Below are 25,568 nucleotides of genomic sequence, written 5' to 3' on the forward strand. Positions count from 1 at the left end.
TTAAACCAAAACTGAGCTAGACATCAGCTGACATCGAACTGTAGCGGCTTGATCTGGTTGAAAAACTCGGTTTCTGCCAAAGCGGCGCGAGCAGCTGCGGGCACCGGTTCATCAACGTAGAGAAGCGCGATGGCCTCTCCGCCAGCCTCGGACCGGCCAAGGGTAAAGTTGGCGATATTGACGCCCATATCGCCCAGGATCTGCCCCAGTGTCCCAATGATGCCCGGAACATCTTCGTTGGTGGTATAGAGCATATGCGCCCCGACCTCGGCATCAATGTTGATGCCTTTGATCTGGATGAAGCGTGGCTTGCCGTCGGAGAACACCGTCCCGGCCACCGAACGCTCGCGCTTGCTGGTGACCACCGTGACCTTGATATAGCCATCGAAGGTGCCGGATTTATCCTGATTGGTGGTGGAAATCTGTATGCCGCGTTCGCGGGCCACCACCGGGGCGGAGACCATGTTCACGTCCGGGTTCAGCTTCTTCATGATGCCTGCCACAACCGAGCAGTTCAGTGCGGCAAGGTTCATCTCGGAGGCAACACCGTCATATAGGATGTTGATCGCCTGAATGGGTTCATCCGTCATCTGCCCGATGAAGCCGCCGAGATGGCCGGAAAGGGCAACCCACGGGCCCATGACGCGGGCTTCCTCAGCGGTCATAGAGGGCATGTTCAGCGCGTTCTCGACCGCGCCGTCCAGCAAATAGTTGGACATCTGTTCCGCGACCTGCAGGGCAACATTCTCCTGCGCCTCACTGGTGGCAGCGCCCAGATGCGGGGTGCAGACCACGTTCGGCAGCCCAAACAATGGGTTGGTTTTGGCCGGTTCTTCGGAGAAGACATCAAAGGCCGCGCCGGCGACATGGCCAGAGGTCAGCAACTCTGCCAGGGCGGCCTCATCTACCAGCCCGCCACGGGCACAGTTGATGATCCGCACGCCTTTCTTGGTCTTCTCCAGGTTTTCCTTGGACAGGATATTCCGGGTCTGATCGGTCAGCGGCACATGCAGGGTGATGAAATCGGCCCGCGCGAGCAGCTCATCCAACTCGACCTTCTCCACGCCGATCTTGTCAGCCTTCTCCTGGCTGAGGAAGGGATCGTAAGCGACGACTTTCATCTTCAACCCACGCGCGCGATCGCAGACGATGCCGCCGATATTGCCAGCCCCAATCACGCCAAGGGTTTTGTTGGTCAGCTCAACCCCCATGAATTTGGATTTCTCCCATTTTCCGGCATGGGTCGAGGTGGAGGCCTCAGGGATCTGTCGCGCGACAGCAAACATCATGGCGATGGCATGCTCGGCGGTGGTGATCATATTGCCAAAAGGCGTGTTCATCACGATCACGCCCTTCTGCGAGGCAGCATCCTTGTCGATATTGTCGGTGCCGATGCCGGCGCGGGCGATCACCTTGAGGTTGGTGGCGTTGTCGAGGATTTTCTGCGTCACCTTGGTGGCCGAACGGATCGCAAGCCCGTCGTAGTCGCCGATGATTGCGGCCAGCTTGTCCTTGTCTTTGCCAAGGTCGGGCTGGAAATCAACGTCGATACCGCGATCACGGAAAATCTGAACTGCGGCTTCGGACAGCTTGTCGGAAATGAGAACTTTGGGAGCCATGGGGTAGGTCCTTCATGCGGGGGCCGGTTGGGCCGAATGTCTGGAATGACGCCGCGCTAGGCGTCAGGGTATATGGTGCCTGCCCGATGGGGTTGGTCGGGCAGGCGGCGTCTTGATCAGGCCGCTGCCGATTGTGCTGCGATTTCGACCCCAAAGGCCCATTCGAGCCAGGGCAGCATGGCCTCGATATCCGAGGTCTCAACCGTGCCGCCGCACCAGATGCGCAGGCCGGCCGGCGCGTCGCGATAGGCGCCGATGTCCAGAGCGATGTTCTCCGCTTCCAGCCGCTTGGCGATTGCCTTGGCAAATCCAGCGCCGTCCTGAATGCGGGGATCGGTGAACTTCAGGCAGACTGAGGTGTTTGACCGTGTCGCGACATCCGTTGCCAGATTGGCGATCCATGGGCGGTTGGCACAAAAGTTGAAGATCGCCTGGGCATTTGCGTCCGCGCGCGCCTTCAACCCGTCCAGACCACCAACAGACCGCGCCCAGTCCAGCGCCAGCAGGTAATCCTCAACCGCCAGCATGGACGGTGTATTGATCGTCGCCCCCTTGAAGATACCGTCGATCAGCTTGCCGCCTTTGGTCAGGCGGAAGATCTTCGGCAGGGGCCAGGCTGGGGTATAGCTTTCCAGCCGTTCGACCGCGCTCGGGGACAGGATGATCATGCCATGTGCGGCCTCACCACCCAGAACTTTCTGCCAGGAGAAGGTGGTCACATCCAGTTTGTCCCACGGCAGATCCTGCGCAAAGGCGGCAGAGGTCGCATCGCAGATGGTCAGCCCTGCACGATCTGCCGGGATCCAGTCGCCATTGGGAACCCGTACGCCGGAGGTGGTGCCGTTCCAGGTGAAAACGACGTCATTGTTGAAATCGACAGAGGCCAGATCGACCAGCTCACCGTAGTCGGCGGTCTTCACAACCGCGTCCAGTTTCAGCTGTTTGACAACATCCGTAACCCAGCCCGCGCCAAAGCTCTCCCAGGCCAGCATCTCCGCACCACGTGCGCCCAGCAGGTTCCACATCGCCATCTCGACCGCACCAGTGTCCGAGGCAGGCACGATGCCAATGCGGTAATCCGCCGGTACGCCGAGGATTTCGCGCGTGCCTTCAATTGCGGCGAGCAGCTTGTCCTTGCCAACGGCAGCACGGTGGCTGCGGCCCAAGGGCGCGCCTGCAAGTTTGGTCAGATCAAATGCGGGGGGTTTGGCGCAGGGGCCAGAAGAAAAACGCGGATTACCCGGCCGCGTTGCCGGTTGTTCAATAGCCATTACTGCTATCCTTCCAGATAAGCGCCTCTCGTTGGGGAGAGGTGTCCCACAGATAGGGCTACTGGCTGAAATCCGGCCCGGCAACAGGGAAAACGACAAATAGCGGCCATTTTGGGATCATTCACGACCTGTTGTGACGCCTTTCGGAAACAGATGTATCCTAGGACGGCAGGCCGACGTGATGTGCGACGCTGGCAGCACAGTTCTAGCATCGAGGTGGATTCGAGGGCTTGGCGATAGTGGGCGTGCGGGCGTATGACGGGCGCAACCCCGCCTGAATGGAGCCTGCCGATGTTTGTTGCCACCCTGCTTTGCAATCCGAAAAACCCCTGCCTTGCGCCTGCGCTTGTCGACTCTCTGCGCAATGCCTGGGGTGGTGGGGACGCACAGTGGCTGGCACCCGATATTGCTGCGGAGTTCTCTTTGGAGCGGTTGCCGGATAACCAATGGGAGGTCTGGGCCGATCTGCAGGATCTGGGCGTTGATCTGGTGGTTCAGCCAAGGGAGGGGCGTCGCAAGAAGATGCTGCTGGCCGATATGGACAGCACCATGATCCAACAGGAGTGTATTGATGAGCTGGCCGAGGAGGCGGGCGTCGGTGCGCGTGTTAAGGAGATCACCGCACGCGCCATGAATGGTGAACTGAATTTTGACGGCGCCCTGCGGGAGCGCGTGGCGCTGCTGAAAGGGCTGCCTGTCGAAGTGATTGCTCAGGTTCTGGATCGTCGCATTACCTTGATGCCTGGTGGGCCCGCGTTGCTGGCTACAATGAAGGCTGACGGGGCCTACGCGGCGCTGGTGTCCGGTGGGTTCACCGCCTTCACCTCTCGGGTGGCAGAGCAGCTGGGATTCGATGAGAACCGTGCCAATACGTTGCTGGTCGCCGATGGGTTGCTCACTGGCGAGGTTGGTATGCCGATTCTGGGGCGCGCTGCCAAGGTTGAGGCGCTGGAACAGATCACCGCCCGCCTCGGGTTGAGCGAGGCGGATGTCATGGCGGTCGGTGACGGGGCCAACGATCTCGGCATGTTGGGCCGGGCAGGTGCAGGGGTTGCCTTGCACGCCAAACCATCTGTGGCCGCAGAATGTGATATCCGTATCAACCACGGCGATCTGACGGCACTGCTTTATCTCCAGGGCTATGCCCGGACTGATTTCAAGGGCTGATTTAATGTTCGAAGTGGGGTTTGATCTCCTGCTGCTGTTGATGGCAGCAGGGTTTGCGGCTGGGTTTATTGATGCGGTTGCGGGCGGTGGAGGGCTGATCACGGTGCCTGTATTGCTGCTGGCCGGTGCCAATCCCATTACCGCTTTGGCGACCAACAAGATTCAAGGGTTGTTCGGAGCCGCCACCGCGGCGATCAGCTATTCCCGCGGCGGTCATGTTGACCTGCGGGCGCAGGCCGGGTCGGCGCTGATCGCGGGCCTTGCCTCAATCTGCGGCGCGCTTTTGATATCCGTTCTGCCGACAACCTGGATCCGATGGATCCTGCCGTTGCTGCTAATTGGGATCGCGGTATTCTTTGCCACCAAAAAGGGGCTGGATGACAGCGACCGGGCACGGCGTCTTTCACCGACGCTGTTTGCAGTCACAATCGTGCCGCTCTGCGGGCTCTATGATGGTCTTCTGGGGCCTGGCGCCGGCAGTTTCTACATGCTTGGCTTTGTGTCGCTGGCCGGTTTCGGCATCTTGCGGGCGACCGCACATACGAAGTTGCTGAATTTTGCATCCAACGCTGGCGCGCTTCTGGCCTTTGCCTTTGTTGCGACCCCTTGGTGGGGTGTGGGGCTGGCCATGGGTGCTGCGCAGATTGCCGGTGCCCGCGTGGGCGCGGGGATGGCGCAGAAACAGGGTGCACGGATGATCAAGCCGTTGCTGGTGGTGACGTCGGTCGTACTGGCGTTGCGGCTTTTGTGGGACATGTTGTGACCGTCTGAGTTTCAAAGCAGCGCCAATGTCTTGTCCGGGTGACGAGTGGTTTTAAATTTAACCTATCCATTAATTAACTGATGTGTTAATGTCATCGGCATGACACCTCTGCTCAAATCCTTTTCCGCGCTGTCTGACGGCACCCGCATGGCCATCGTTGAACAGTTGATGGAACACGGCGAATTGCCCGCTGGGGATCTTGTGCGCGGATCTGGGATCACGGCGCCGGCAGTCTCTCGGCATCTCAAGGTCCTGCGCGAGGCGGGGCTGGTCGCGCAGCGTGCCGATGGAACGCGCCGCTTGTATTCTGCGCGACCGGAGGGGCTGAAGCTGATCGCGGACTGGACCATGTCGCGCCAGTCGTTCTGGCAAAACAGCCTTGACCGGCTGGAGGCGGCGTTAAGGGAGGAAATAGAATGACAGATCTGCGATTGGAGCGCGACTTTTCCGTGTCACCGGAGCGCCTGTTTGCCTGGATCAGCGACACCGAAAAGCTGCTGCAGTGGTGGGGGCCAGAGGGGATGACCGTGCCCGAATACACGCTGAATTTTCATCAGGAGGGGCCGTGGTCCACGGTCATGACCAATGCGGATGGGGATCGCTACCATGTGTCCGGCGTGGTCACCCATGTCCGGCCGCCGCAATCAATCGGGTTTACCTGGGGGTGGCACGATGAGACCGGCGCGCGGGGACACGAAAGCCATGTCACCCTGACCGTTGAGGCTGTCGAGGCCGGCGCCCGCCTCGTCATCGACCATCGCGATCTGGACAGTTCCGAACAGGCCGCAGGTCATCAAAAAGGCTGGGAATCAACCCTGCGCAAACTGGCGTCCAAGATCCAGTAGTTCTGGCAGATGCAGGCAGCTGCGAGTGTTTTTAACGAAGACCCAAACGGGAGAGGAGTACCCAATGCCACAGTTCATTTTTGCGTATCACGGCGGCAAGACACCGGACACACCTGAGGAGGGCGCCAAGGTTATGGACGCTTGGAAAAGCTGGATGGGAGAAATGGGCGATGCGCTTGTCGTGCCGGGCAATCCTGTCGGCATGTCCAAGACGGTTCAGCATTCTGGGGTCGAGGATAATGGCGGTGCCAATCCGCTTTCCGGTTATTCTGTGGTCGAGGCGGTCGATATCGACGCCGCCTGCAAAATGGCAAATGGTTGCCCGATGGTCGCCAGCGGCGACGGCTCAGTCGAGGTGGCCGAAATCATCGAAATGTAAGGACAGACTGTTGTCGTAAGCATCGCCCCGGGCGCCATGTGGCTGCCGGGGCGATTTGCATTCAGAACATCATTTCGGCGGATGGCCGGATGGATCCGCAGTCGATGCCGCGACGATTGATCAGCGGGGCATTCCGGTACTTCAGCGTTGCTGGATGATCCGCGTCCAGAACACCCAGCCCCACCAGGATGCTTGCAATGGCGCATTCGCTGGCGCGGGTGGCCCCATCCGTGATCTTGAGCGCAACGCCCAGTTTCTGCTCCGGCAGGATAGCGATGAAGACCGCTTCGGCCCCGGTTTTGATAGCAACCTTGCCACCCATAGCGCGCATCAGATTGGTGCAGGCACGGGTTTCCCCGGCCACCAACTCGGGATGGGCCATCATTGCGCTCACCAACTGCTGTGCAGCGTCAGCGTCGCGGTCAGAGCGGTCAGACGCGGCGGCGAACCAGGCCATCGCGCGGGCCAAACCCTTTACGGAGGTTGCAAAATTCGGGGCCGAGCATCCGTCGATACCGTAGCCGGGGCTAACCTCTTCCGTCACCTGTTCAAAGGCGCTGCGGCAGGCCTGCTGTACCGGGTGATCAATCTCAACATACTCCGGTCCGGCGCCCAGATGCTGCGACAGCGTCAAGAAACCCGCGTGTTTGCCGGAGCAGTTGTTATGTATCTGGCAGGGGCTGGTGTCTGTTTTGATCAGCGCATTACGGGCAGGAATATCGTCGGGCAGTTGCGGGCCGCAGCGAAAATCATGGTCGGTCATAGAGAGCTGATCCAGCCAGGCGTTGACGCGGCTTGTGTGGATCTCGGCCCCATTGTGGGAGGCGCAGGCCAGGGCCAGCTGTTCAGACGTCAGCCCGTATTTTGCAGCCGCACCGGATGTGATCAGCGGCAAGGCCTGAATCATCTTGGCCGAGCTGCGGGGGTAAATCACCGCATCAGGATCGCCCCAGCTGCGCACAATCTCGCCCTTGGCGTTACAGACCACGGCATGGCCCAGGTGGAGGCTTTCCAGGAGCGGACCGCGCCATACTTCGGTCATTGGTACGGGGTTGGTCATCACAAAACGCCTTTCCTGTTGGCAATTTCCCGCCAAAACGGGCTTTCACACGTGGCGATAGTTACGATAGTGTGTATGAGTACACAAGCGAGGGGATCGGGACCAGACGGCGAAGGCAACGCCGCATGTCCTCTGGCTTATTTGAGGTAAATACAGTCTTGGAGTTGGGACAAATGACATCAAAACTCGTCCGCTGCATCGCGGGCCTGTGTCTGGCCGCAATGGCCACCAGCGCATCCGCACAGCAGGCAGAATCTGACAATCGCGTTGCGAGCAATGTCGACTGGAGCGTGTTCCAAGGCGAAAGCCCGAAGGAATGCTGGGGTGTCTCTGCGCCCAAGGAAACCGTGAACACCCGCGACGGGCGGGTTAAAGCGGTGCGCCGCGGCAAAATCCAGTTGTTTGTTTTCTATCGGCCCGAAACCGGCGACAAGGGTCAGGTGACCTTTACCGGCGGGTATCCTTTTGCTCCGGGATCGACTGTGAACCTTGCAGTGGGCGACACAGAATTTGAGCTGTTTACCGAAGGCGAATGGGCCTGGCCTGCCACCGCTGCGGATGACGCGAAGATCATCACCGCGATGAAGCGGGGCGCCAAGGCAGTGCTGACGGCGCGATCGGCCCGCGGCACCCAGACGAAAGATACCTTTTCCCTGTTGGGCTTTACCGCCGCGGTCGAAGACGCAGAAAAGCGCTGTAACTGAGGGCATCCGGTCATCGTTCCGGTGCCTCCATCAAACGCTTAGAAACCCCGGCCTTCGCCCGGGGTTTTGTGTTTGCAACACCAGAATGTCATTTCGGTTAGGCGACGACAAAAGGACAGTCACATCATGAGAAAGTACATGCTTTCCGCCCTTCTTGCTCTGCCGCTGCCCGCCCTTGCGGATCCCGCAATGGAATGCAGTGACACCGGTTCTCAGATCGAGTTGCGCGACTGCTTGAAGGGTGACCATATTCGCGCGAACGCCGCTCTGTCGCAGGCGCTTGGCTATGCCCGTGAGGCGGCCGCCGATCTGGACGACACGACAGGGCGCCAAAGTGCTGGCCCCGCGTTGGAGGCGGCGCAACAGTCGTGGGAGGCGTTTCGCGATGCGCATTGCGACTTTGTTGGCGCGACCTTCGGCGGAGGTTCCGGTACCGGTATCGTCATTCTGTCCTGCCGTATCAGCCTGACACGGGGGCGGGTTGAGGCGCTGATGGACCACGCAGGATAGCGGGCGGAAAAGGTCAATCTGCAGGATTCCTTTTGATCTTCGGTAAGAATCCTATATAGAGCCGCATCCACCCAAACAGACCGAGTCTTTTTGCCATGACCGCCAATGCGCCGATCACCCAAGACGTCCTGACCCTGCCCCGCAAACTGCCAGAGGGCGGCAAGATCAATCTTGTGGGCCTAACCCGCGACCAGTTGCGCGACACCCTGATTGCGCATGGCACGCCGGAAAAGCAGGCCAAAATGCGGGTGGGGCAGATCTGGCAGTGGATTTATCAATGGGGCAAACGCGACTTTGCCGAGATGACCAACCTTGCCAAAGCGTATCGTGCGGAACTGGATGAGCATTTCGAGATTGCGATCCCAGAGGTGGTGAGCAAGCAGGTCTCGACCGATGGCACGCGCAAATATCTGGTGCGGATTGCTGGCGGTCACGAGGTGGAGGTCGTCTATATCCCGGAGGAAGGGCGCGGCACGCTCTGCATTTCCTCGCAGGTGGGCTGCACCCTGACCTGTTCGTTCTGCCACACCGGCACGCAGAAATTGGTCCGCAACCTGACGTCCGCTGAAATCGTTGGCCAGATCATGATGGCGCGTGACGATCTGGACGAATGGCCTGTGCCCGGCGCGCCCAAGGATGAGACACGTCTGCTGTCGAACATCGTGCTGATGGGCATGGGTGAGCCACTCTATAACTTTGAAAACGTGCGCGATGCGATGAAGATTGCGATGGATCCTGAGGGGATCAGCCTGTCGCGCCGCCGCATTACCCTCTCGACCTCTGGCGTGGTGCCGGAAATTGCCCGCACAGCCGAAGAAATCGGCTGCCTGCTGGCAATCTCTTTCCATGCCACAACTGATGAGGTGCGCGACAAGCTGGTGCCGATCAACAAACGTTGGAATATCGAGGCACTTCTGGAGGCGCTGCGCGCGTACCCCCGTCTGACCAATTCGGAGCGGATCACCTTTGAATATGTGATGCTGAATGGTGTGAACGACAGCGACGAAGACGCCCACCGCCTGGTCGAATTGATCGAGGGGATTCCGGCGAAGGTGAACCTCATCCCATTCAATGAATGGCCCGGCTCACCCTATACGCGGTCATCGAACAACCGCATCCATGCGTTCGCGAACATCATTTATCAGGCCGGCTATGCCTCGCCGATCCGTACCCCGCGTGGTGAAGACATTCTGGCGGCCTGTGGCCAGTTGAAATCCGCCACTGAGCGTGCGCGCAAGAGCCGTAAACAGATTGAGGCCGAGGCGGGGCTCAACCCCTGACCTCGACCTCCAGGCAGGTCCCCGGCTGCCTCAACTGAATATGAAATCCGATCCCGTAAGGGGGTCGGTGTAATTGGTCAGCTCCAGCTCAAACCAATTGGAATAGGAGATGGTGGTGGTGCCGCTGTCTTCGGAGATGTCCAGCTGTTCCAAACTGGTCAACCAAACACCCGACAGATCAATCACATCGGCGCCCCGGCTGAAATCGGTGATCCGGTTGGTGTCGAAGGCATCAGCCTGATCGAAAACAAATGTATCTGCACCGGTACCACCGGTCAGGGTATCACTGCCGTCACCACCCACCAGGGTGTCGCGACCAACACCACCCAACAGGTGATCGTTGCCGGATCCGCCGTGCAGCATGTCGTGTCCGCGATTGCCGTAGAGGACATCATTGTCGCTACCACCGGAATAGGCGTCGCCCGTTGTGCCGCCGATCAGAAGGTCGGCGCCATTGCCCCCGAATAGGCGATCCTCCCCCAGGCCACCAATCATCGTGTCGCGCCCATCCGCGCCACGTAGTGTGTCATCTGCTTCGCGACCCCGAACGTGGTCATGGCCGCCCTTGGCATTGATGGTGGTATTTTGATCGGTTCCGATCACCGTTTCAGAAGCATTCGTGCTGCGGATGATGATCGGGTCGCTTCCGCCGCCCAATATTTCCCAACCCGCAAAGCTGTCGGAGCTGCCATAGAGATGCTGCATTGCCTGAACGTCGAATGTACCCAAGTCGGTCACATAGGCAGGGCTATGATTGTAGGTCATTACGGTGTTCGCGGGCGTATCCGCGTGGTGATCTAATGTCAGACCACCGTCATGAGAGTGTTGCAGCCCGAGGGCATGACCTATTTCATGCAACACCGTGACATAGCCATAAGTGCCTTTTGTCATGACATCCGTATCAACGGTCAGGTCACCCCTGCCGGTGAAGCCATTTCCGGACATTGCGATATTGGCCCAGCCACCAGCACTGCTGCCGGTTGTACCAAACGCATTGATCATGCCCCGGCCTTCGACTTCGATAAACCGGACCCCCGAAATGTCTTCGTAGAGGGAAAGTCCTTCGCGAAAGATGTCGCGCTGATCCTCGTCAAATGACCAGTACTCCGTCGCGCCATAAGGATCACTGACTGCAGGATCTGCAAGGCTGCCTGTCTCTGTGAAGCTGTATGTGATGATTGCCTGCGTCCCCAGGTCTGCAGGGGCGTTCCAGCGAAAATGATCACCATCAAGATAGTATAGCAGCGCTGAATAATCCGAGACTCTTGGCATGTGACCACTCCACATTGGGTTGCCGTCAATCTCGTCAATGAATGTGGCGCCGATACGCCCAAGATTGGGACTTTTTGCGCAGTTTTCGGCTCGCAAACGACCTGAGAGAGACAGCCATTACTGATCCACCCCTGTCTGTGTCGCTGCTGAGCCCTTCTCGAAAGTGTATTTTATTCAACGCTGTATGTTGAAGCTGGAGGGAGGTCAGGCAATGCCCCATTGCATCAACTTTCAGAAAATGACGTTTCTGCGCCGGAAGGTCACATTCAAAACAACCCTCTTAAAGATTGGAGATCAGACGGCGAATCTGATGGCTCTTGGTATCCGGTTGCCAGGTGGCAATTTCGAACTCACTGACTTGCAGGTTTGGGTGTCGCCCAGAAATTTTCACAATTGCGGTACATTTCCGCCATTTCGGCAAGACAGTTTCCAAATCGTAGACAGTCAATGGAAGGGAAAGAGATCATGGCACGTCACACACCGGCCGCCACGCCGATTGAGCCCACCGTTTTGGATCTGGTGCGCGAAGAACGCGGCAAGGCGCTCAGCCCACGTGAATGGAAATTCCGCCTGCGCGGCTATGGCTATGCGATCAAGGATATCGAAGGATCGCAAATTCTGACTCGCCTGCCACATGGAAAACCGCTGGGAGTCCTGCCTGCTGAATTTGCCTGACCCGTTTGCAGATTTGCCGGCCCCCGCCACGCGCGATGTGTCGCGCGACGGGGAAGGTCATATGATCAATCGTCGCGACCGGGCAGGCTGTCGCGCGGCGGCGCTGGTGCCCAGTTGTCGATAATGTGGATTGCCTCCTCGGCGGTTTCCACAAAACGGAACAGATCAAGATCCTCCTCGGAGATGGTGCCCGCATCCGCCAGCGCCTCCCAATTGATGATCTTCTCCCAGAAGGCACGGCCGAACAGCAGGAACGGCACACGTTCCATCCGGCCGGTCTGAATAAGTGTCAGAGTTTCAAACATTTCATCCAGGGTGCCAAAGCCACCAGGGAACACGGTGATGGCGCGCGCGCGCATCAGGAAATGCATCTTCCGGATCGCAAAATAATGGAAATTGAAACACAGATCGGGCGTCACATATTCATTTGGCGCCTGCTCATGCGGCAGCACGATATTAAGGCCAACAGAGGCGCCTCCGGCATCAATCGCACCACGGTTGCCAGCCTCCATCACACCCGGTCCACCGCCGGTGACGATGACGTCATTCTTGCCACCGGTGAGCATGGATTTTTCGGTCATCAGCTTCGCAAATTTGCGGGCTTCATCGTAGAAATGCGACAGATCTCGCAATGTCTTGGTGCGTGCCTGATCCTTATCCTTAGGGGCCGGGATCCGCGCACCGCCAAACATGACGATTGTGCTCTCGATACCATGTTCATCCAGCATGAGCTGGGGTTTCAGAAGCTCCAGTTGCAACCGCACCGGTCGCAGCTCGTCGCGGCAGAGAAAATCCTTATCTGCAAACGCCAGACGATACGCGGGGGATTCGGTCTGCGGTGTCGATGGCACATGCTCGGCGCGATCCCTGTCAGAATGTGCATCCCGGAATCGGCTGTGGCGATCATCATTCATTGCAAACCTACTGTGTTATTTCTGAAATAAAGCGGAGTTTCAGTTCTACCGCTTTGGCTGTCGTGGCGCCAGTCCGGAATGGCGTGCCAATACGCAGGTGATCCGCAGTGAAGCTTGGTCAGGTGCAACGAGGGCTTGCGCCCGCCGGTACAGGGCTTACGGTCAGCGCGCCAATGGCAAAAGGGGACAGCATATGCATTGGACGCAGGATATCAGGGCCGCTGACACGCGGATCCGCCCGTATATTCAACGCACACCGATACTCGAAACCACCGGTTTCGGATTGGATTACCCAATCTCGCTGAAGCTGGAGCATATGCAGCACACCGGCAGCTTCAAGGCGCGGGGCGCCTTCAACACGTTGTTGGGCGGATCTGTGCCGGATGCAGGGCTGGTCGCGGCATCAGGCGGCAATCACGGAGCAGCGGTTGCCTACGCGGCAAAGCGGCTTGGGCTGCGCGCGCGCGTTTATGTGCCTGAAATGGCAGGCCCTGCAAAAATTGCGCTGATCCGGGCCTGTGGCGCCGATCTGAAGGTTGTGCCGGGTGCCTATGCCAATGCGCTAGAGCAGGCGCAGGCTTATGAACAGCAGACAGGTGCCATGCAGGTCCATGCCTATGATGCAGCTGCAACAGTGATTGGTCAGGGGACCTGTTTCGCCGAATGGGATGCCCAGGGTCTGGAGGCGGATACCCTTCTGATCGCGGTGGGTGGCGGCGGCCTTATCGCTGGCGCGATGGCCTGGTACGGTAGCGCGAAGAAGATCGTGGCGGTGGAGCCTGAAACCAGTTCGGCCCTGAACGCAGCGCTTGCGGCAGGCGCGCCTGTTGATGTCGAAGTCTCGGGTGTAGCTGCAAATGCACTTGGTGCTCGGCGCATTGGAACCATCTGTTATGGGTTGGCACAGGATCAGTCTGATACCGTGACCTCGCTCACTGTGTCGGATGAGGCAATTACTGATGCGCAGAACAAACTATGGCAGGAGCGCCGGCTTCTGTTGGAGCCAGCAGGTGCAACTGCGTTGGCAGCACTGACCAGCGGCGCCTATCAACCCGCCCCGGATGAGCGGGTTGCCGTGCTTCTCTGCGGTGGCAATATTGCCCATGATCCGCTGGAGGCACCACATGTCCCTTCGTGAGTGCCGTGTTGGCTTCTGGCTCGCTCACCGATGTCGCGGTGGTGTATCATGAGTGTCAGTGCCACGATCTCTGACCGTATCTATCATGCGTTGAGCGAGCGGATTGTCACCGGCGCGCTGCCTGCAGGTGAGAAACTGCGCCAGGATCATATCGCGCGTGAGTTCAACGCCAGCCATGTCCCGGTCCGCGAGGCGCTTCTGCGGCTGGAGGCACATGGACTGGCCAAGTCCATTCCCCGGAGGGGGATGCGGGTGACGGCTCTGGATCCCTCTGAAATACGCGAGGTCATCGAGATGCGTGTCTCGCTGGAATTGCTGGCGTTGCAAAACGCGTTTGCCCATCTGGGGGCGGCGGAGCTGGAGGCCGCAGATGCCGCACGCCTGGCCTGCGACGCTGCAACAGATATGGCTGATTGGGAGCAGAAAAACCGGGCCTTTCATCGGGTGATCCTGTCGCCCTGCGGCATGCCACGTCTGCTGGCGACAATTGATGATCTGCATATCGCTTCTGCCCGGCATCTCTTTGCCAACTGGAAGCACCGCTGGAGCCAGCGGGTCGATACCGACCATGCCCTGATCGTACAGGCCATGCGCCGTCGCGATGTGACCACTGCCTGCGATATTCTGCGCCGCCATCTGCGCCGCGTGCGCTAGGTGCCAGCTACCGCGACCGCGATTGGCCGCTGCGGAGAGGAATATTGACGCAATCCGCACATGACCCCATGGCAAAATGAGGGTATGTAGCAGCGAAACCAACCACACGCCGGAGAGACCCCTGATGTCCAACGCCCAGCTGGAAACCGCAATCGAGGCCGCTTGGGAGGCCCGTGACACCATCACATCCGCCACCACAGGTGAGCAGCGTGATGCGATCGAAGAGACCCTGAACGCATTGGATTCCGGCAAGCTGCGTGTGGCCGAGCGGCAGGACAGTGGCGACTGGCATGTCAACCAATGGGCCAAGAAGGCCGTGCTGCTGGGCTTCCGCATCAAGGATATGGAAGAGCAATCCGGCGGCCCGCAGGGCTCCGGCTGGTGGGACAAGGTCGATAGTAAGTTCAAAGGCTGGGGTGAAACCCAATGGAAAGCGGCGGGTTTCCGTGCCGTCCCCAACTGCGTTGTTCGCAAATCGGCCTATATCGCGCCGGGCGTGGTCCTGATGCCGTCCTTCGTGAACCTCGGGGCCCATGTCGATGAGGGCACCATGGTTGACACCTGGGCGACCGTTGGCTCCTGTGCCCAAATCGGCAAGAACGTGCACCTTTCCGGCGGCGTCGGTATTGGTGGCGTGCTGGAGCCGATGCAGGCGGGTCCCACGATCATTGAGGACAATTGCTTCATCGGGGCACGCTCCGAGGTGGTCGAAGGCTGCATCGTGCGGGAAGGCTCTGTCCTCGGCATGGGCGTCTTTATCGGCCAGTCCACCAAGATCGTTGATCGCGAAACCGGGGAAGTCATGTATGGCGAAGTGCCGCCCTATTCGGTTGTCGTCGCAGGCTCAATGCCATCGAAAAACGGCGTTAACCTCTACTGCGCGGTGATCGTGAAGCGTGTCGATGAGAAGACCCGCTCCAAGACCGGAATCAACGAGCTGCTGCGCGACTGAGTGCGCAGCACAGCCTGGCAAACGGAACGCGCCCTGGAAAACGGGGCGCGTTTTCTATTGTCAGGACCGGGGCTTTGCCCCGGACCCCAGAGTATTTTCTGGAAAGATGACAGGGGGGCTACATGTCACCTTTCTCCAAGTACTCCGGGGTGAGGCCGTAAGGCCGAGGGGCAGAGCCCCCTTGACCTCAGAGGATGCCGGGCAGATTCAGCCCGTGTTCGCGTGCGCAATCCTTGGCAATGTCATATCCTGCATCTGCATGGCGCATGACACCGGTGGCCGGGTCGTTCCACAGCACGCGTCCGATGCGGCGGTCGGCGTCCTCGCTGCCGTCGCAGCAGATCACCACGCCGGAATGCTGTGAGAAGCCCATGCCAACGCCGCCGCCGTGGTGCAGCGACACCCAGGTGGCACCCGATGCCGTGTTCAGCAGCGCATTCAAGAGCGGCCAGTCGGACACCGCGTCCGAGCCGTCCATCATCGCCTCGGTCTCACGGTTGGGCGACGCCACCGAACCCGAATCCAGATGGTCGCGGCCAATCACCACCGGTGCGGACAATTCGCCGTTGCGGACCATCTCGTTAAACGCGAGGCCGGCCTTGTGGCGGTCGCCGAGACCGATCCAGCAAATCCGCGCGGGCAGGCCCTGGAAGGCAATCCGCTCTTGCGCCATGTCCAGCCAGCGATGCAGGCCTTCGTTCTCGGGGAACAGTTCCTTCATCTTGGCGTCGGTCTTGCGGATATCCTCCGGGTCGCCCGACAGCGCGCACCAGCGGAACGGGCCGATGCCACGGCAGAACAGCGGGCGGATATAGGCGGGCACAAATCCGGGGAAGTCGAATGCGTTCTCCAGCCCTTCCTCCAGCGCCATCTGGCGGATGTTGTTGCCATAATCCACTGTGGGCACGCCCATCGCGTGGAAATCGCACATCGCCTTCACTTGCACCTTCATGCTGGCCCGCGCGGCTTTCTCCACCGCTTTCTTGTCGCTCTCGCGCTTTTCCTTCCACTGGGCCATGGTCCAGCCCTGCGGCAGATAGCCGTTGACCGGGTCATGGGCCGAGGTCTGATCGGTCACGATATCAGGCTTCAAGCCACCCGCCTTGGCGCGTTCCACCAGCTCCGCAAACACATCCGCCGCATTGCCCAGAAGACCCACGGATTTCGCTTCGCCCGCAGCGGTCCAGCGCTCGATCATCTCCAGCGCCTCGTCCAGGGTCTCGGCCTTCTCGTCCAGGTATTTGGTGCGCAGGCGGAAGTCGATACTGTCCGGGTTGCACTCCACTGCCAGGCAGGATGCCCCGGCAAACACAGCCGCCAAAGGCTGCGCGCCGCCCATGCCGCCAAGACCGCCGGTCAGGATCCACTTGCCGGTCAGATCGCCGCCGAAATGCTGGCGGCCGGCCTCGGCAAAAGTCTCATAGGTGCCCTGCACGATGCCCTGCGTGCCGATGTAAATCCACGAACCGGCCGTCATCTGGCCGTACATCATCAGGCCCTTCTTATCGAGCTCGTTGAAATGGTCCCAATTGGCCCAATGCGGCACCAGGTTGGAGTTGGCGATCAGAACGCGGGGCGCATCCTTGTGGGTCTGGAACACGCCGACCGGCTTGCCCGACTGCACCATCAGGGTCTGGTCTTCCTCAAGGTTTTTCAGGGTCTCGACGATCAGATCGAAATCCTTCCAGGTGCGCGCGGCGCGGCCGATGCCGCCGTAAACCACCAGCTCATGCGGGTTTTCGGCCACATCGGGATGCAGGTTGTTCATCATCATCCGCATAGGCGCCTCGGTCATCCAGGACTTGGCGGTGATTTCCGAACCGGTGGGCGGGAAGATGTCGCGGGTGTTCTTGCGGGGATCGCTCATGCCGAGGGCCTCCAGTTTTTGAGATCAGTCAGGATTTTGGTGAGATGGACGCGCAAGCGGTACGCGCGCTCCGGCAGATAGGTCCATGGCGGGCTCTCCTGGCAGTAGGTGGCCTGCGCCAGCTCCATCTGGATCGCATGCAATCCCTCCGCAGGCCGCCCGTAGTGGCGGGTGGTCCAACCGCCCTTAAAACGGCCGTTGAGGGTCGAGGTATAGCCCTCTGCCGCCGCGCAACGGGCCACGGTCAGCGCCTCGATTTCAGGCGCGCAGGTGGTGCCCAGATTGGTGCCAGTGTTAAAATCCGGCAGACGGCCCTCAAACAGGAACGGGATATCGCCGCGGATCGAATGGCAGTCATAAAGGATGGCAAAACCGTGGATCGCCTTCACCCGCTCAAGCGCTGCCATCAGCGCCGCGTGATAGGGCGCGTGATAGGTATCGCGGCGGTGGGTGATCTCCGCCTCATCCGGCGCCTTACCTTCGCGCCAGATCGGCAGCCCGTCAAAATCCGTCAGCGGCACCAAAGTGGTGGTATTTTGCCCAGGATAGAGACTGATACCGGCGGGATCGCGGTTCACATCGATCACATAGCGGTGGATGGGGGTGCGTACCGTCGTGACATCCTCCACCAAGCCGCCGTAAAGGACGTGGATATGCCAGTCGGTATCTGCCAGCGCCCGGCCCGTCTCGTTCAGACAGTCCCAGATTTCCGGCGGCACATCGGTGCCGGTGTGGGGCAGCCCCAGCACCAGCGGCGAGGCGCCTTGGGTCACTTCGATCATGCCGTCACCTTCACGCCTGCGGCATCCGCCACGCGGCCCGCGCGCACCATCGCACTGGCCGTTTCGATGTCCGGTGCCAGATAGCGGTCCTCTGCCAGCGCGGGAATGTCCGCGCGCAGTATCGCCAGCACGTCCTGCAGCCGGGCCGAGGTCTTGAGCGGCGCACGTGCCTCCACCCCTTGTGCGGCACAGAGCATTTCAACGCCCAGGATCACCGACAGGTTGGCGTTCATCTTCGACAGACGCAGCGCGCCGTGCGCGGCCATCGACACGTGGTCCTCCTGATTGGCGGACGTCGGCGTCGAGTCGGTGACGCAAGGGTTGGCGAGATGCTTATTCTCGCTCATCAGCGCGGCGGTGGTCACTTCGGCGATCATGAAGCCGGAGTTCAGACCCGGATCAGGGGTCAGGAACGGCGGCAGGTCGTGGCTAAGGGTCGGATCCACCATCAGCGCCACCCGGCGCTGTGCAATGGCGCCGATTTCGGCGACGGCCAGCGCGATCTGGTCAGCGGCAAAACCCACGTATTCGGCGTGAAAGTTCCCACCCGAAACAATGCGGCCCTCATCCACCAGCACCAGCGGATTGTCGGTGACAGCGTTGGCCTCGATCTCCAGCGTCTTGGCGGCCATCCGCAGCACGTCCAGCGCCGCGCCTACCACCTGCGGCTGGCAGCGGATGCAATAGGGGTCCTGCACCCTTGTGTCGCCCTCGCGGTGGCTCTCGCGGATCTCGGAACCGTCCATGATCCCGCGCATCTGTTGCGCAACGTCGATCTGCCCGGCATGGCCGCGCAATGTGTGGATATCGGCGATCAGCGGCGCGGTGGAGCCCATGATGGCGTCCGTGGTCAGTGATGCGATGGTCATCGAGGCCTCTGCCATGCGCCAGGCGTCAAACAGCCCGGCGAGCGCACAGGCGGTCGAGAATTGCGTGCCGTTGATCAACCCCAAGCCTTCCTTGGGACCCAGAATAATTGGCTCTAACCCGGCTTTTTTCAGCGCTTCCGCGCTGGATATGCGAGAACCTTCGAACGTGGCCTCTCCTGCCCCGATCATCGCCGCCGCCATATGCGCCAGTGGTGCCAGATCGCCGGAGGCGCCCACGGAGCCCTGCGACGGGATCACCGGCACCACGCCGCGCTCCAGCATCTGCTCGATCTGCTCAATCACCAGCCAGCGCACGCCAGAGGCGCCGCAGCCCATAGACAGCAGTTTCAGCGTCATCATCAGCCGGGTCTTATCCTCCGGCAGCGCCTCGCCCACCCCGCAGCAATGGCTGAGGATCAGGTTCCGCTGCAGGGTGGCGGTGTCTTCCGGCGCAATCTTGGTCGAGGCCAGCTTGCCGAAGCCGGTGTTGATGCCATAGACGGCGTCCTCACCTGCTGCTGCCTCTGCCACCATCTGAGCGGCGGCCTCCACTGGTTCACGGGCCGAGGCGTCCAGTTTGGCCGGGGTCAGGTTGCGGTAGATATCTTCCAGCGTGGACAGGGTCACCGTGCCCGGAACCATCTGAATCATCTCGGTCATTGTTTGCCCTCATAAATACGGGTGTAAAGCGGGTTGAAGCCGATGCGGTAGGCAAGCTCGGCAGGGGTTTCCACGTCCCAGACCGCCAGATCGGCGCGCATATCGGCAGCGATTTGACCACGATCCGTCAGCCCCAGCGCGCGGGCGGCATTGCGTGTGACGCCTGCCATCGCCTCTTCCGGCGTCATGCGGAACAGGGTGCAGCCCATGTTCATGGTCAGCAGCAAGGAGGTCAGCGGCGAAGAGCCGGGGTTGCAGTCGGTTGCCAGCGCCATCAGCACGCCGTGGGTACGGAAGTGCTCGATCGGGGGCGCTTGGGTTTCGCGGATTGTGTAAAACGCACCGGGCAGGATCACGGCCACCGAACCCGCAGCAGCCATCGCTTTGGCGTCGTCCTCGGTGGCGTATTCCACATGATCGACCGACAACGCACCGTAGTGCGCCGCCAGCGCGGTGCCGCCCTGATGGCTCAGCTGTTCGGCATGCAGTTTCACCGGCAGGCCCAGTTCCTGCGCCACCTTGAACACCCTTTCGATCTGCGCGGGGGCAAAGGCGATGTTTTCGCAGAAGCCGTCCACCGCATCGACCAGACCCTCGGCATGGGCGGCGCGCAGGGCGGGGATGCAGACCTCGTCGATATAGGCATCGTCCCGGCCCTTGTACTCGGCAGGTGTGGCATGGGCGCCAAGGAAAGTGGTTTTCACCGTCACCGGGCGCAACTGGCCCAGCCGACGGGCGGCGCGCAGCATGTTCAGCTCGGTCTCGCGGTCCAGCCCGTAGCCGGATTTCACCTCCACCGCCGTCACGCCCTCGGAGATCAGCGCATCCAAACGCGGCAGCGCGCCCTGCACCAGATCCTCCAGCGAGGCCTCGCGGGTGGCCGACACGGTTGAGACGATGCCACCGCCAGCACGGGCGACCTCCTCGTATGACGCACCGTTGAGGCGCATCTCAAACTCCATCGCCCGGTTGCCGCCAAAGATGATATGGGTGTGGCAATCGATCAGACCGGGTGTGATCAGACGCCCCCCCATCGAAACGCGCGGCCAGTCGGCGTAGTCCTTAGGCAGCTGCGCCTCAGGCCCCGACCAACGGATCCAGCCGTCTTGTACAACGATCAAGCCGCCAGGGATCAAGCCATAGGCAGGATCACTGCCAGCCATCGTTGCCAGTGTCGCATCACAGATCAGATAGGAATGGGGGCTGTCCATGGCATCCTCGCAAAAACGCTTGATAGGCGTAATGTATGAATCTAATATCATTATGTCTATACATAAGAGGATCTGATGCAGACAATTTTTGCACATCACGCGCGGATGCCTCAGGGCTGGGTCACCGATCTGCGCCTCACGATTGAGGCGGGAAAGATCACAACGCTTGAACCCGGTGCGGCTGTGCAGCCGCAGGACCATCGGGTCGGGGCATTGGTGCCGGCATTGGCCAATCTGCATTCTCACAGTTTCCAGCGGGCGATGGCTGGAATGACCGAAACCCGCGTGTCAGGCCGGGACAGCTTCTGGTCCTGGCGCAAGCTGATGTATCAATTCGTCGACCACCTGACGCCTGAGCAGTACGAGGCGATTGCCGCGCTTGTTTTCATGGAGATGCTGGAGGCGGGGTATGCGTCGGTCGGGGAGTTCCACTATGTGCATCACCAGCCGGGAGGTCAGCCCTACGAGGCGCTGGGAGAGCTGAGCAATCGCGTGTTTGCGGCGGCGGATTTGACCGGAATCGGGCTGACCCATCTTTCGGTTCTGTATACCTACGGTGGCGCGGGGCAGGTCCCTTTGAGCGGTGGACAGCAGCGGTTTGGCAATGATGTGGGGCGCTACGCAGATCTTCTGTCAGACTGTCGCACTGCTGCGCGTAAGCATTTGCCATCGGATGCGCGGGTCGGCATTGCGCCCCATTCACTGCGTGCGACCGCGCCGGAGGAACTGGCCGAGGTGCTCACACTGCGCGCGGGAAGCCCGGTTCATATCCACATCGCTGAACAGCCGCAGGAGGTCGCAGATATCAGCGGATGGCTGGGAGAGCGACCGGTGCAATGGTTGCTGAACAACTGCGCGGTCGACACGGATTGGTGTCTTATCCACGCAACCCATATGACGGAGGAGGAAACCCATGATCTGGCCCGCAGCGGCGCGGTGGCTGGGCTCTGTCCGATCACCGAGGCAAATCTGGGCGACGGGCCGTTTAATGGCGCGTTGTTCCAGGAGGGTGGCGGTCGCTTTGGTGTGGGGTCGGACTCGAATGTCAGAATTTCCCTCAGCGAGGAACTGCGGTTGCTGGAATATTCGCAACGGCTACGCGATCTCGCCCGCAATGTGATGGTGCCAGGGGAGGGATCGGTCGGCGCGGCCCTCTATCTTGGTGCAGCCAGCGGCGGGGCTCAGGCTCTGGGTCGTGACGCCGGCCGTCTTGAGGTTGGCGCATTGGCGGATCTGATGGCTTTTGACACAACTGATGTGGCGCTTTGCGCATTGCGTCCGGATCAGTTGCTGGATGGGCTGTGTTTTGCTGCTGATGATTCTGTCGTTCGCGATGTCTGGTCGGCGGGACGCCATGTTGTGACCGGCGGGCGCCATGCGAACCGTGCACAGATCATCGCCCGCTATACCTCTGCCGTGGCTTCGCTTCTGAGAGCGCTTTGACAGGTGGGATTGGGACAAATGGGATTGGGACACATGGGGTTGCGGCACAGGATGGCCTGTGGCAGCGGTTGAGCAGGGCACAAGAGGGGTAGAGGCATGACAGAGCGGACAAAAACCGGTTTTCAGGACGTCCGTGATGAGGTGCTGAAACGCATTCAGGATCGGGTCTGGGGGCAGGGTGATCTATTGCCGACCGAGCAGGAGCTCGCAGAAGAATTTGGCTGCGCCCGCGCCACGGTAAACCGCGCGCTGCGGGAACTGGCAGATCGCGGCATCATTGACCGCAAACGCAAAAGCGGCACACGGGTGGCAGTGTTACCCGTGAAACAAGCCAAGCTCGAAATCACCCTGACCCGCCAGTTGGTCGAGGATCGCAACGCTAATTACCGTTATGCGCTGGTCCACCGGGAGGAGGTCCCGGCGCCGGGATGGCTGTCATCGCAGCTTCAGCTGGCGGCTGACACCCCGGTGCTGCACATCCGTGCGATGCACTATGGTGACAATCACCCGTTTCAGTTCGAAGATCGCTGGATCAATATTGCCGCTGTGCCCGGCGTTACTGCGGCTGACTTCAGTACGGTCGGGCCTAATGAATGGCTATTGGCCGAGGTGCCGTTTTCGACGGCGGAACTCAGCTTTGGGGCAATTGCTGCTGATGCGGCGCTTGCCGAATACCTTGCTTGTCCGATTGCTGCGCCATTGTTTCAGATGGAGCGCACGACGTGGTTTCAGGCGCAGCCGGTGACTTTTGTCAGGATGAGTTTTCATCCGGGCTATCAGATGCGCAGCCGCTACTGACCGGGCGCGTTACTGCGCGCGGCAGTTTGGCTTGTATTGACCAAACCCCCGTCACAGGGATATGGCGAGCGCATGGAAAAAAAGAAAATCTCCCGTCAGCAGGTCTACACGCTTGTGGTGCAGATCGGGCGCAAGGAAGGTGATGGCCTTCCCGAAGGGGCCACTGGTGCAGCCCTGATGATCTACGCCTCCGGCGTTGATGAGGCTGAGGCCGTGCGTGAAACCGTTGCTATCCTGAAGCAGGCCGATACCGCGCCGCTGGATGTCACCGGCTATGGGACTTTGGCTGACCGTGAGGCCGAGGATCAAGACATCTCGGATGAAGAGCGGGCGCTGATGCAGCGGGCGCTGGACGAGAATTCGGTGATTGTCGCACAGATGACGCCGTTCTTTGAGGACGGGCCTGCAACTCTGCACTGACGGCGGGCGGGCCTTTGGTGTCTCTGACATAGTACGGTCCTGGGGCAGGCTTGGATGCAGGCCGCCCTGGTCACGTCTGGTCAGGGCGCCTTGCCGAACCACTTACGGTAGATGTCGCCATATTCGCCGTTTTCGCGCAGGGCCAGCAGGGCGCGGTTGATCTCTTCCAGATGTGGTGAGCCGTCCGGCAGCAACAAGCCATAGTCCTCGCGCAGGAATACCTGACCAACCGCGCGCCCATGCAGGCGACCGTTGTCTTCCATATAGTGATCCAGCACGGGAGCATCGAACACCACAACCCGTGTATTACCGCTTTCAAAATCGCTCAGCAGTGAGGCCAGATCCGAGAACCCGCGATAGCTGATATCACGCCGCTCGAGGAAGCGGGCGGCTGTGGACTCAGCGAGGGTGCCGACGTCTTTGTCATAGAGGTCATTGACAGAGTTGATCGATCCGCTGATCGCCTCAACCGTCATAACGGCAGTGATCTTGGCGACGAAGAGGGACACCACGAATAGTGAGGATACAACGAGAATCACGCCAAAGATCCGCCCAATCGGCGTGCGCGGTACCCGCTCCTCGAACCCACCGTTGACGACAAGGTTCAGGGCCCACCAGAATGACGGGAACCAGGCCTCTTTCAGGGGGCGGTCGAAATAGGGCTGGGCGCGCCGTTCCAGCCCCCACATCAGCATCCCACCCCCCATCAGCAGGACGACCGCAATCACGATGGCGATCATCAGATCGGCGGAGAACAGCACCCGGATCAGCGAGGGTGAACGCACATCAGCCGCCGCCACCATGATCCGCAGACCGCTCTCAAAGATGGGGTGGCTGAAATCCATATCGGTTTCGCGCGCTGCGGTGATGGAGATATTGGCCGCCGCCATATCCACCTCACCCGTGCGCACCATTTCCAGCATCTCGCCAAAGGTATCGGCGCGGATCAGCTGATAATCCCACCCCAACCGGTCGGTCAGGCTGCGCACCAGATCAATGGAGAACCCGGTCTCGCGGTCGCCGTCCATCATCGAAAATGGAGGCCGCGTTACGGTGCTGACGGTCAGGGTCTCGGCAGTCGCCGCCAGCCCCCACAACAGGTAGATCAGGACAAAAGGAGCAAAGAAGCGGCGCAACGGAACGATAGAACCCCATGAGACATCATTCGTTTTGTCCTTAGAATGTCCCAAAGCCTCAGGCAAGTGTCGCGGTCAGGCGATGCGCCGTTCTGCCAAAACTGCGGCATCAAAGCTGCGCAGCAACGGGGCCGGATCCATGGCATGTTCGGGGAGTGTATTGCGATCCAGATGGGACAGCGCGCTGGCCTCATAGGCGCTGCGCTTTCTTCGCAGGCGACCCAAATACAGGCTTTCGACGGCCGTGCCCGCTGCGATGAAGCGTTGATGACGTGGCAGTATCAGTTGGGTCAGTTCGATCAATGGGCAAGGACGGTCAGGTCTGCCGTGCAGCGCAACCGTCGTTGGTGCGGCCACCGCAGTTCCCTGAAGCATCTCCGCCGTCAGTCGAACAGCCGGGCGACCAAAGAGGTAATCCACATCCGTGCCGGAGATCACCAACCGCTGCTGTGGCGCCATCAAAAGATCCTCAGTCAGCCCAAAGAATGGCGCCCGCAGACGCATGGGGGCATCGTGACCGGTGGCTGGGACGCGGCGGTCGATGCGATGCAGAACAGGCACGGCATCGCCCTCGGGTGTCAGCACCAGATCTCCGCGCCGCAGCTGTCCCAGCGATGTCTCTCCATCGGGGGTGGCAATCTTTGTCTCTGGTATCAGCCCGGCAAGCGGCGTTAACGGCACAATGTCAGAGTTCAGCGAAACGGCCCGCAGCCCGCAGACCTCCGCCGTGGCTGGCAGCAGCGACAGCAGTGTTTTTGCGTCCCGCACCCGCAATGGTGGAGGCGATGAAATGTCCACGGTCGCGATGTTTCCGCCCGAACCGGTCATCAGCGCCAACCGCCCCCAGCGCAACAGGCTGTCCCAGGAATAGATCAGCCGCGCTGCATCGCTTTCGGTGCTAAGAGCGGTGTCGGCAATGATCCGGTGCTCCAGTTCGCAGCCCGGTTGGCAAAGGGTCAGCGTGATGCCACGGCCCAGATTGCGCTTCACACGCAGCAGGAGGGGCCAGCCCTCCGGATCCTCTATTGTTCGCTCCAGCCGCAGCAGATCACCGCTTGGGCGCGCCTCATCCAGAGACAGATCCAGACAGAGGCTGCCCCTTGTCATCAGGGCGTTGTCGGGGCCACCGGGGCAGCGGCTGTGTTGGGGCGTCACCAAGGCGATCCCCTTCCGGTCGAT

The 25,568-nt window shown here is 60.4% G+C and carries 26 protein-coding genes; 15 read left to right on the forward strand and 11 right to left on the reverse strand.

Features of this window, described 5'->3' with window-relative positions; all coding sequences use genetic code 11:
* Positions 1–23 precede the first annotated feature (23 nt).
* Both serA and D1820_RS13060 read right to left on the reverse strand, forming a co-directional pair.
* A complete protein-coding gene (gene serA / locus D1820_RS13055) occupies positions 24–1,619 on the reverse strand; it encodes a phosphoglycerate dehydrogenase (RefSeq protein ID WP_040174974.1) in 1,596 nt (531 codons plus the stop codon).
* Between the two features lie 116 nt (positions 1,620–1,735).
* On the reverse strand, positions 1,736–2,890 hold the full coding sequence (locus D1820_RS13060; protein WP_118069355.1) for a phosphoserine transaminase: 1,155 nt from the start codon (positions 2,888–2,890) through the stop codon (positions 1,736–1,738).
* Between the two features lie 291 nt (positions 2,891–3,181).
* Here D1820_RS13060 and serB point away from each other — a divergent pair, with 291 nt between their 5' ends.
* The 5 genes from serB to D1820_RS13085 all read left to right on the forward strand — a co-directional run bounded on the left by serB (position 3,182) and on the right by D1820_RS13085 (position 6,044).
* Complete coding sequence (gene serB, locus D1820_RS13065) at positions 3,182–4,057, forward strand: phosphoserine phosphatase SerB (RefSeq protein WP_118070196.1); 876 nt, start codon at positions 3,182–3,184, stop codon at positions 4,055–4,057.
* A 4-nt stretch (positions 4,058–4,061) separates the two neighbouring features.
* The gene (locus D1820_RS13070) at positions 4,062–4,820 is read left to right on the forward strand and encodes a TSUP family transporter (protein WP_040174970.1); all 759 of its coding nucleotides are present in this window, start codon (positions 4,062–4,064) and stop codon (positions 4,818–4,820) included.
* 99 nt (positions 4,821–4,919) lie between these two features.
* On the forward strand, positions 4,920–5,240 hold the full coding sequence (locus D1820_RS13075) for a helix-turn-helix transcriptional regulator (protein WP_040174967.1): 321 nt from the start codon (positions 4,920–4,922) through the stop codon (positions 5,238–5,240).
* Positions 5,237–5,665, forward strand: a complete 429-nt coding sequence (locus D1820_RS13080) for an SRPBCC domain-containing protein (RefSeq protein WP_118069356.1) — start codon at positions 5,237–5,239, stop codon at positions 5,663–5,665. Before D1820_RS13075 ends, D1820_RS13080 begins: the two co-directional genes overlap by 4 nt.
* A gap of 64 nt (positions 5,666–5,729) precedes the next feature.
* A complete protein-coding gene (locus D1820_RS13085) occupies positions 5,730–6,044 on the forward strand; it encodes a YciI family protein (RefSeq protein ID WP_040174963.1) in 315 nt (104 codons plus the stop codon).
* Positions 6,045–6,105: 61 nt separating this feature from the next.
* Here D1820_RS13085 and D1820_RS13090 read toward each other — a convergent pair whose 3' ends face one another.
* Positions 6,106–7,104, reverse strand: a complete 999-nt coding sequence (locus D1820_RS13090; protein WP_118069357.1) for an asparaginase — start codon at positions 7,102–7,104, stop codon at positions 6,106–6,108.
* Between the two features lie 173 nt (positions 7,105–7,277).
* Between D1820_RS13090 and D1820_RS13095 the strand changes: the two genes are divergently transcribed.
* The 3 genes from D1820_RS13095 (at position 7,278) to rlmN (ending at position 9,598) form a co-directional block, all read left to right on the forward strand.
* Complete coding sequence (locus tag D1820_RS13095; RefSeq protein WP_096707789.1) at positions 7,278–7,808, forward strand: invasion associated locus B family protein; 531 nt, start codon at positions 7,278–7,280, stop codon at positions 7,806–7,808.
* 126 nt (positions 7,809–7,934) lie between these two features.
* Complete coding sequence (locus tag D1820_RS13100; protein ID WP_118069359.1) at positions 7,935–8,318, forward strand: lysozyme inhibitor LprI family protein; 384 nt, start codon at positions 7,935–7,937, stop codon at positions 8,316–8,318.
* Positions 8,319–8,413: 95 nt separating this feature from the next.
* The gene (gene rlmN, locus D1820_RS13105; RefSeq protein WP_118069360.1) at positions 8,414–9,598 is read left to right on the forward strand and encodes a 23S rRNA (adenine(2503)-C(2))-methyltransferase RlmN; all 1,185 of its coding nucleotides are present in this window, start codon (positions 8,414–8,416) and stop codon (positions 9,596–9,598) included.
* A 30-nt stretch (positions 9,599–9,628) separates the two neighbouring features.
* Here rlmN and D1820_RS13110 read toward each other — a convergent pair whose 3' ends face one another.
* Complete coding sequence (locus D1820_RS13110; protein ID WP_118069361.1) at positions 9,629–10,870, reverse strand: matrixin family metalloprotease; 1,242 nt, start codon at positions 10,868–10,870, stop codon at positions 9,629–9,631.
* A 465-nt stretch (positions 10,871–11,335) separates the two neighbouring features.
* On the opposite strand from D1820_RS13110, the gene D1820_RS13115 reads away from it, so the two are divergent.
* Positions 11,336–11,545 carry a hypothetical protein gene (locus D1820_RS13115; protein WP_052463933.1) on the forward strand — a complete coding sequence of 70 codons (210 nt, stop codon included), beginning with the start codon at positions 11,336–11,338 and terminating at the stop codon, positions 11,543–11,545.
* Between the two features lie 65 nt (positions 11,546–11,610).
* Here D1820_RS13115 and D1820_RS13120 read toward each other — a convergent pair whose 3' ends face one another.
* Positions 11,611–12,459 carry a TIGR00730 family Rossman fold protein gene (locus tag D1820_RS13120; protein ID WP_118069362.1) on the reverse strand — a complete coding sequence of 283 codons (849 nt, stop codon included), beginning with the start codon at positions 12,457–12,459 and terminating at the stop codon, positions 11,611–11,613.
* A 193-nt stretch (positions 12,460–12,652) separates the two neighbouring features.
* Between D1820_RS13120 and D1820_RS13125 the strand changes: the two genes are divergently transcribed.
* The 3 genes from D1820_RS13125 to dapD all read left to right on the forward strand — a co-directional run bounded on the left by D1820_RS13125 (position 12,653) and on the right by dapD (position 15,203).
* Positions 12,653–13,597 (forward strand): threonine/serine dehydratase, encoded by a 945-nt coding sequence (locus tag D1820_RS13125; RefSeq protein WP_118069363.1) that lies wholly within the window; start codon positions 12,653–12,655, stop codon positions 13,595–13,597.
* A gap of 48 nt (positions 13,598–13,645) precedes the next feature.
* Positions 13,646–14,251, forward strand: a complete 606-nt coding sequence (locus tag D1820_RS13130) for a GntR family transcriptional regulator (RefSeq protein WP_118069364.1) — start codon at positions 13,646–13,648, stop codon at positions 14,249–14,251.
* Positions 14,252–14,375: 124 nt separating this feature from the next.
* Positions 14,376–15,203: a 2,3,4,5-tetrahydropyridine-2,6-dicarboxylate N-succinyltransferase gene (gene dapD / locus D1820_RS13135; RefSeq protein WP_096790175.1), complete on the forward strand. Its 828-nt coding sequence runs from the start codon at positions 14,376–14,378 to the stop codon at positions 15,201–15,203.
* Positions 15,204–15,390: 187 nt separating this feature from the next.
* On the opposite strand, the gene hutU is transcribed toward dapD, so the two are convergent.
* The 4 genes from hutU to hutI are packed head-to-tail and all read right to left on the reverse strand — an operon-like array spanning position 15,391 to position 20,592.
* Positions 15,391–17,070, reverse strand: coding sequence for a urocanate hydratase (gene hutU, locus D1820_RS13140; RefSeq protein WP_118069365.1), 1,680 nt, complete (start codon positions 17,068–17,070; stop codon positions 15,391–15,393).
* On the reverse strand, positions 17,067–17,852 hold the full coding sequence (gene hutG, locus D1820_RS13145; RefSeq protein ID WP_118069366.1) for an N-formylglutamate deformylase: 786 nt from the start codon (positions 17,850–17,852) through the stop codon (positions 17,067–17,069). Before hutG ends, hutU begins: the two co-directional genes overlap by 4 nt.
* Positions 17,849–19,372, reverse strand: coding sequence for a histidine ammonia-lyase (gene hutH, locus D1820_RS13150; protein ID WP_118070198.1), 1,524 nt, complete (start codon positions 19,370–19,372; stop codon positions 17,849–17,851). The genes hutG and hutH overlap by 4 nt, the downstream gene beginning before the upstream one ends.
* Positions 19,373–19,377: 5 nt before the next feature.
* A complete protein-coding gene (gene hutI / locus D1820_RS13155) occupies positions 19,378–20,592 on the reverse strand; it encodes an imidazolonepropionase (RefSeq protein WP_118069367.1) in 1,215 nt (404 codons plus the stop codon).
* A gap of 75 nt (positions 20,593–20,667) precedes the next feature.
* Here hutI and D1820_RS13160 point away from each other — a divergent pair, with 75 nt between their 5' ends.
* The 3 genes from D1820_RS13160 to D1820_RS13170 all read left to right on the forward strand — a co-directional run bounded on the left by D1820_RS13160 (position 20,668) and on the right by D1820_RS13170 (position 23,253).
* A complete protein-coding gene (locus D1820_RS13160; RefSeq protein ID WP_118069368.1) occupies positions 20,668–22,035 on the forward strand; it encodes a formimidoylglutamate deiminase in 1,368 nt (455 codons plus the stop codon).
* A gap of 96 nt (positions 22,036–22,131) precedes the next feature.
* Positions 22,132–22,833 carry a GntR family transcriptional regulator gene (locus D1820_RS13165; RefSeq protein ID WP_096790180.1) on the forward strand — a complete coding sequence of 234 codons (702 nt, stop codon included), beginning with the start codon at positions 22,132–22,134 and terminating at the stop codon, positions 22,831–22,833.
* A 72-nt stretch (positions 22,834–22,905) separates the two neighbouring features.
* A complete protein-coding gene (locus D1820_RS13170; protein WP_040174930.1) occupies positions 22,906–23,253 on the forward strand; it encodes a hypothetical protein in 348 nt (115 codons plus the stop codon).
* Between the two features lie 80 nt (positions 23,254–23,333).
* On the opposite strand, the gene D1820_RS13175 is transcribed toward D1820_RS13170, so the two are convergent.
* Both D1820_RS13175 and D1820_RS13180 read right to left on the reverse strand, forming a co-directional pair.
* On the reverse strand, positions 23,334–24,389 hold the full coding sequence (locus tag D1820_RS13175; RefSeq protein ID WP_118069369.1) for a transporter substrate-binding domain-containing protein: 1,056 nt from the start codon (positions 24,387–24,389) through the stop codon (positions 23,334–23,336).
* A gap of 75 nt (positions 24,390–24,464) precedes the next feature.
* A complete protein-coding gene (locus D1820_RS13180) occupies positions 24,465–25,544 on the reverse strand; it encodes a Hint domain-containing protein (RefSeq protein WP_254683311.1) in 1,080 nt (359 codons plus the stop codon).
* Between the last annotated feature and the right edge of the window lie 24 nt (positions 25,545–25,568).

This window comes from Phaeobacter sp. LSS9, assembly GCF_003443595.1.
GTDB classification, from domain to species: domain Bacteria; phylum Pseudomonadota; class Alphaproteobacteria; order Rhodobacterales; family Rhodobacteraceae; genus Phaeobacter; species Phaeobacter piscinae.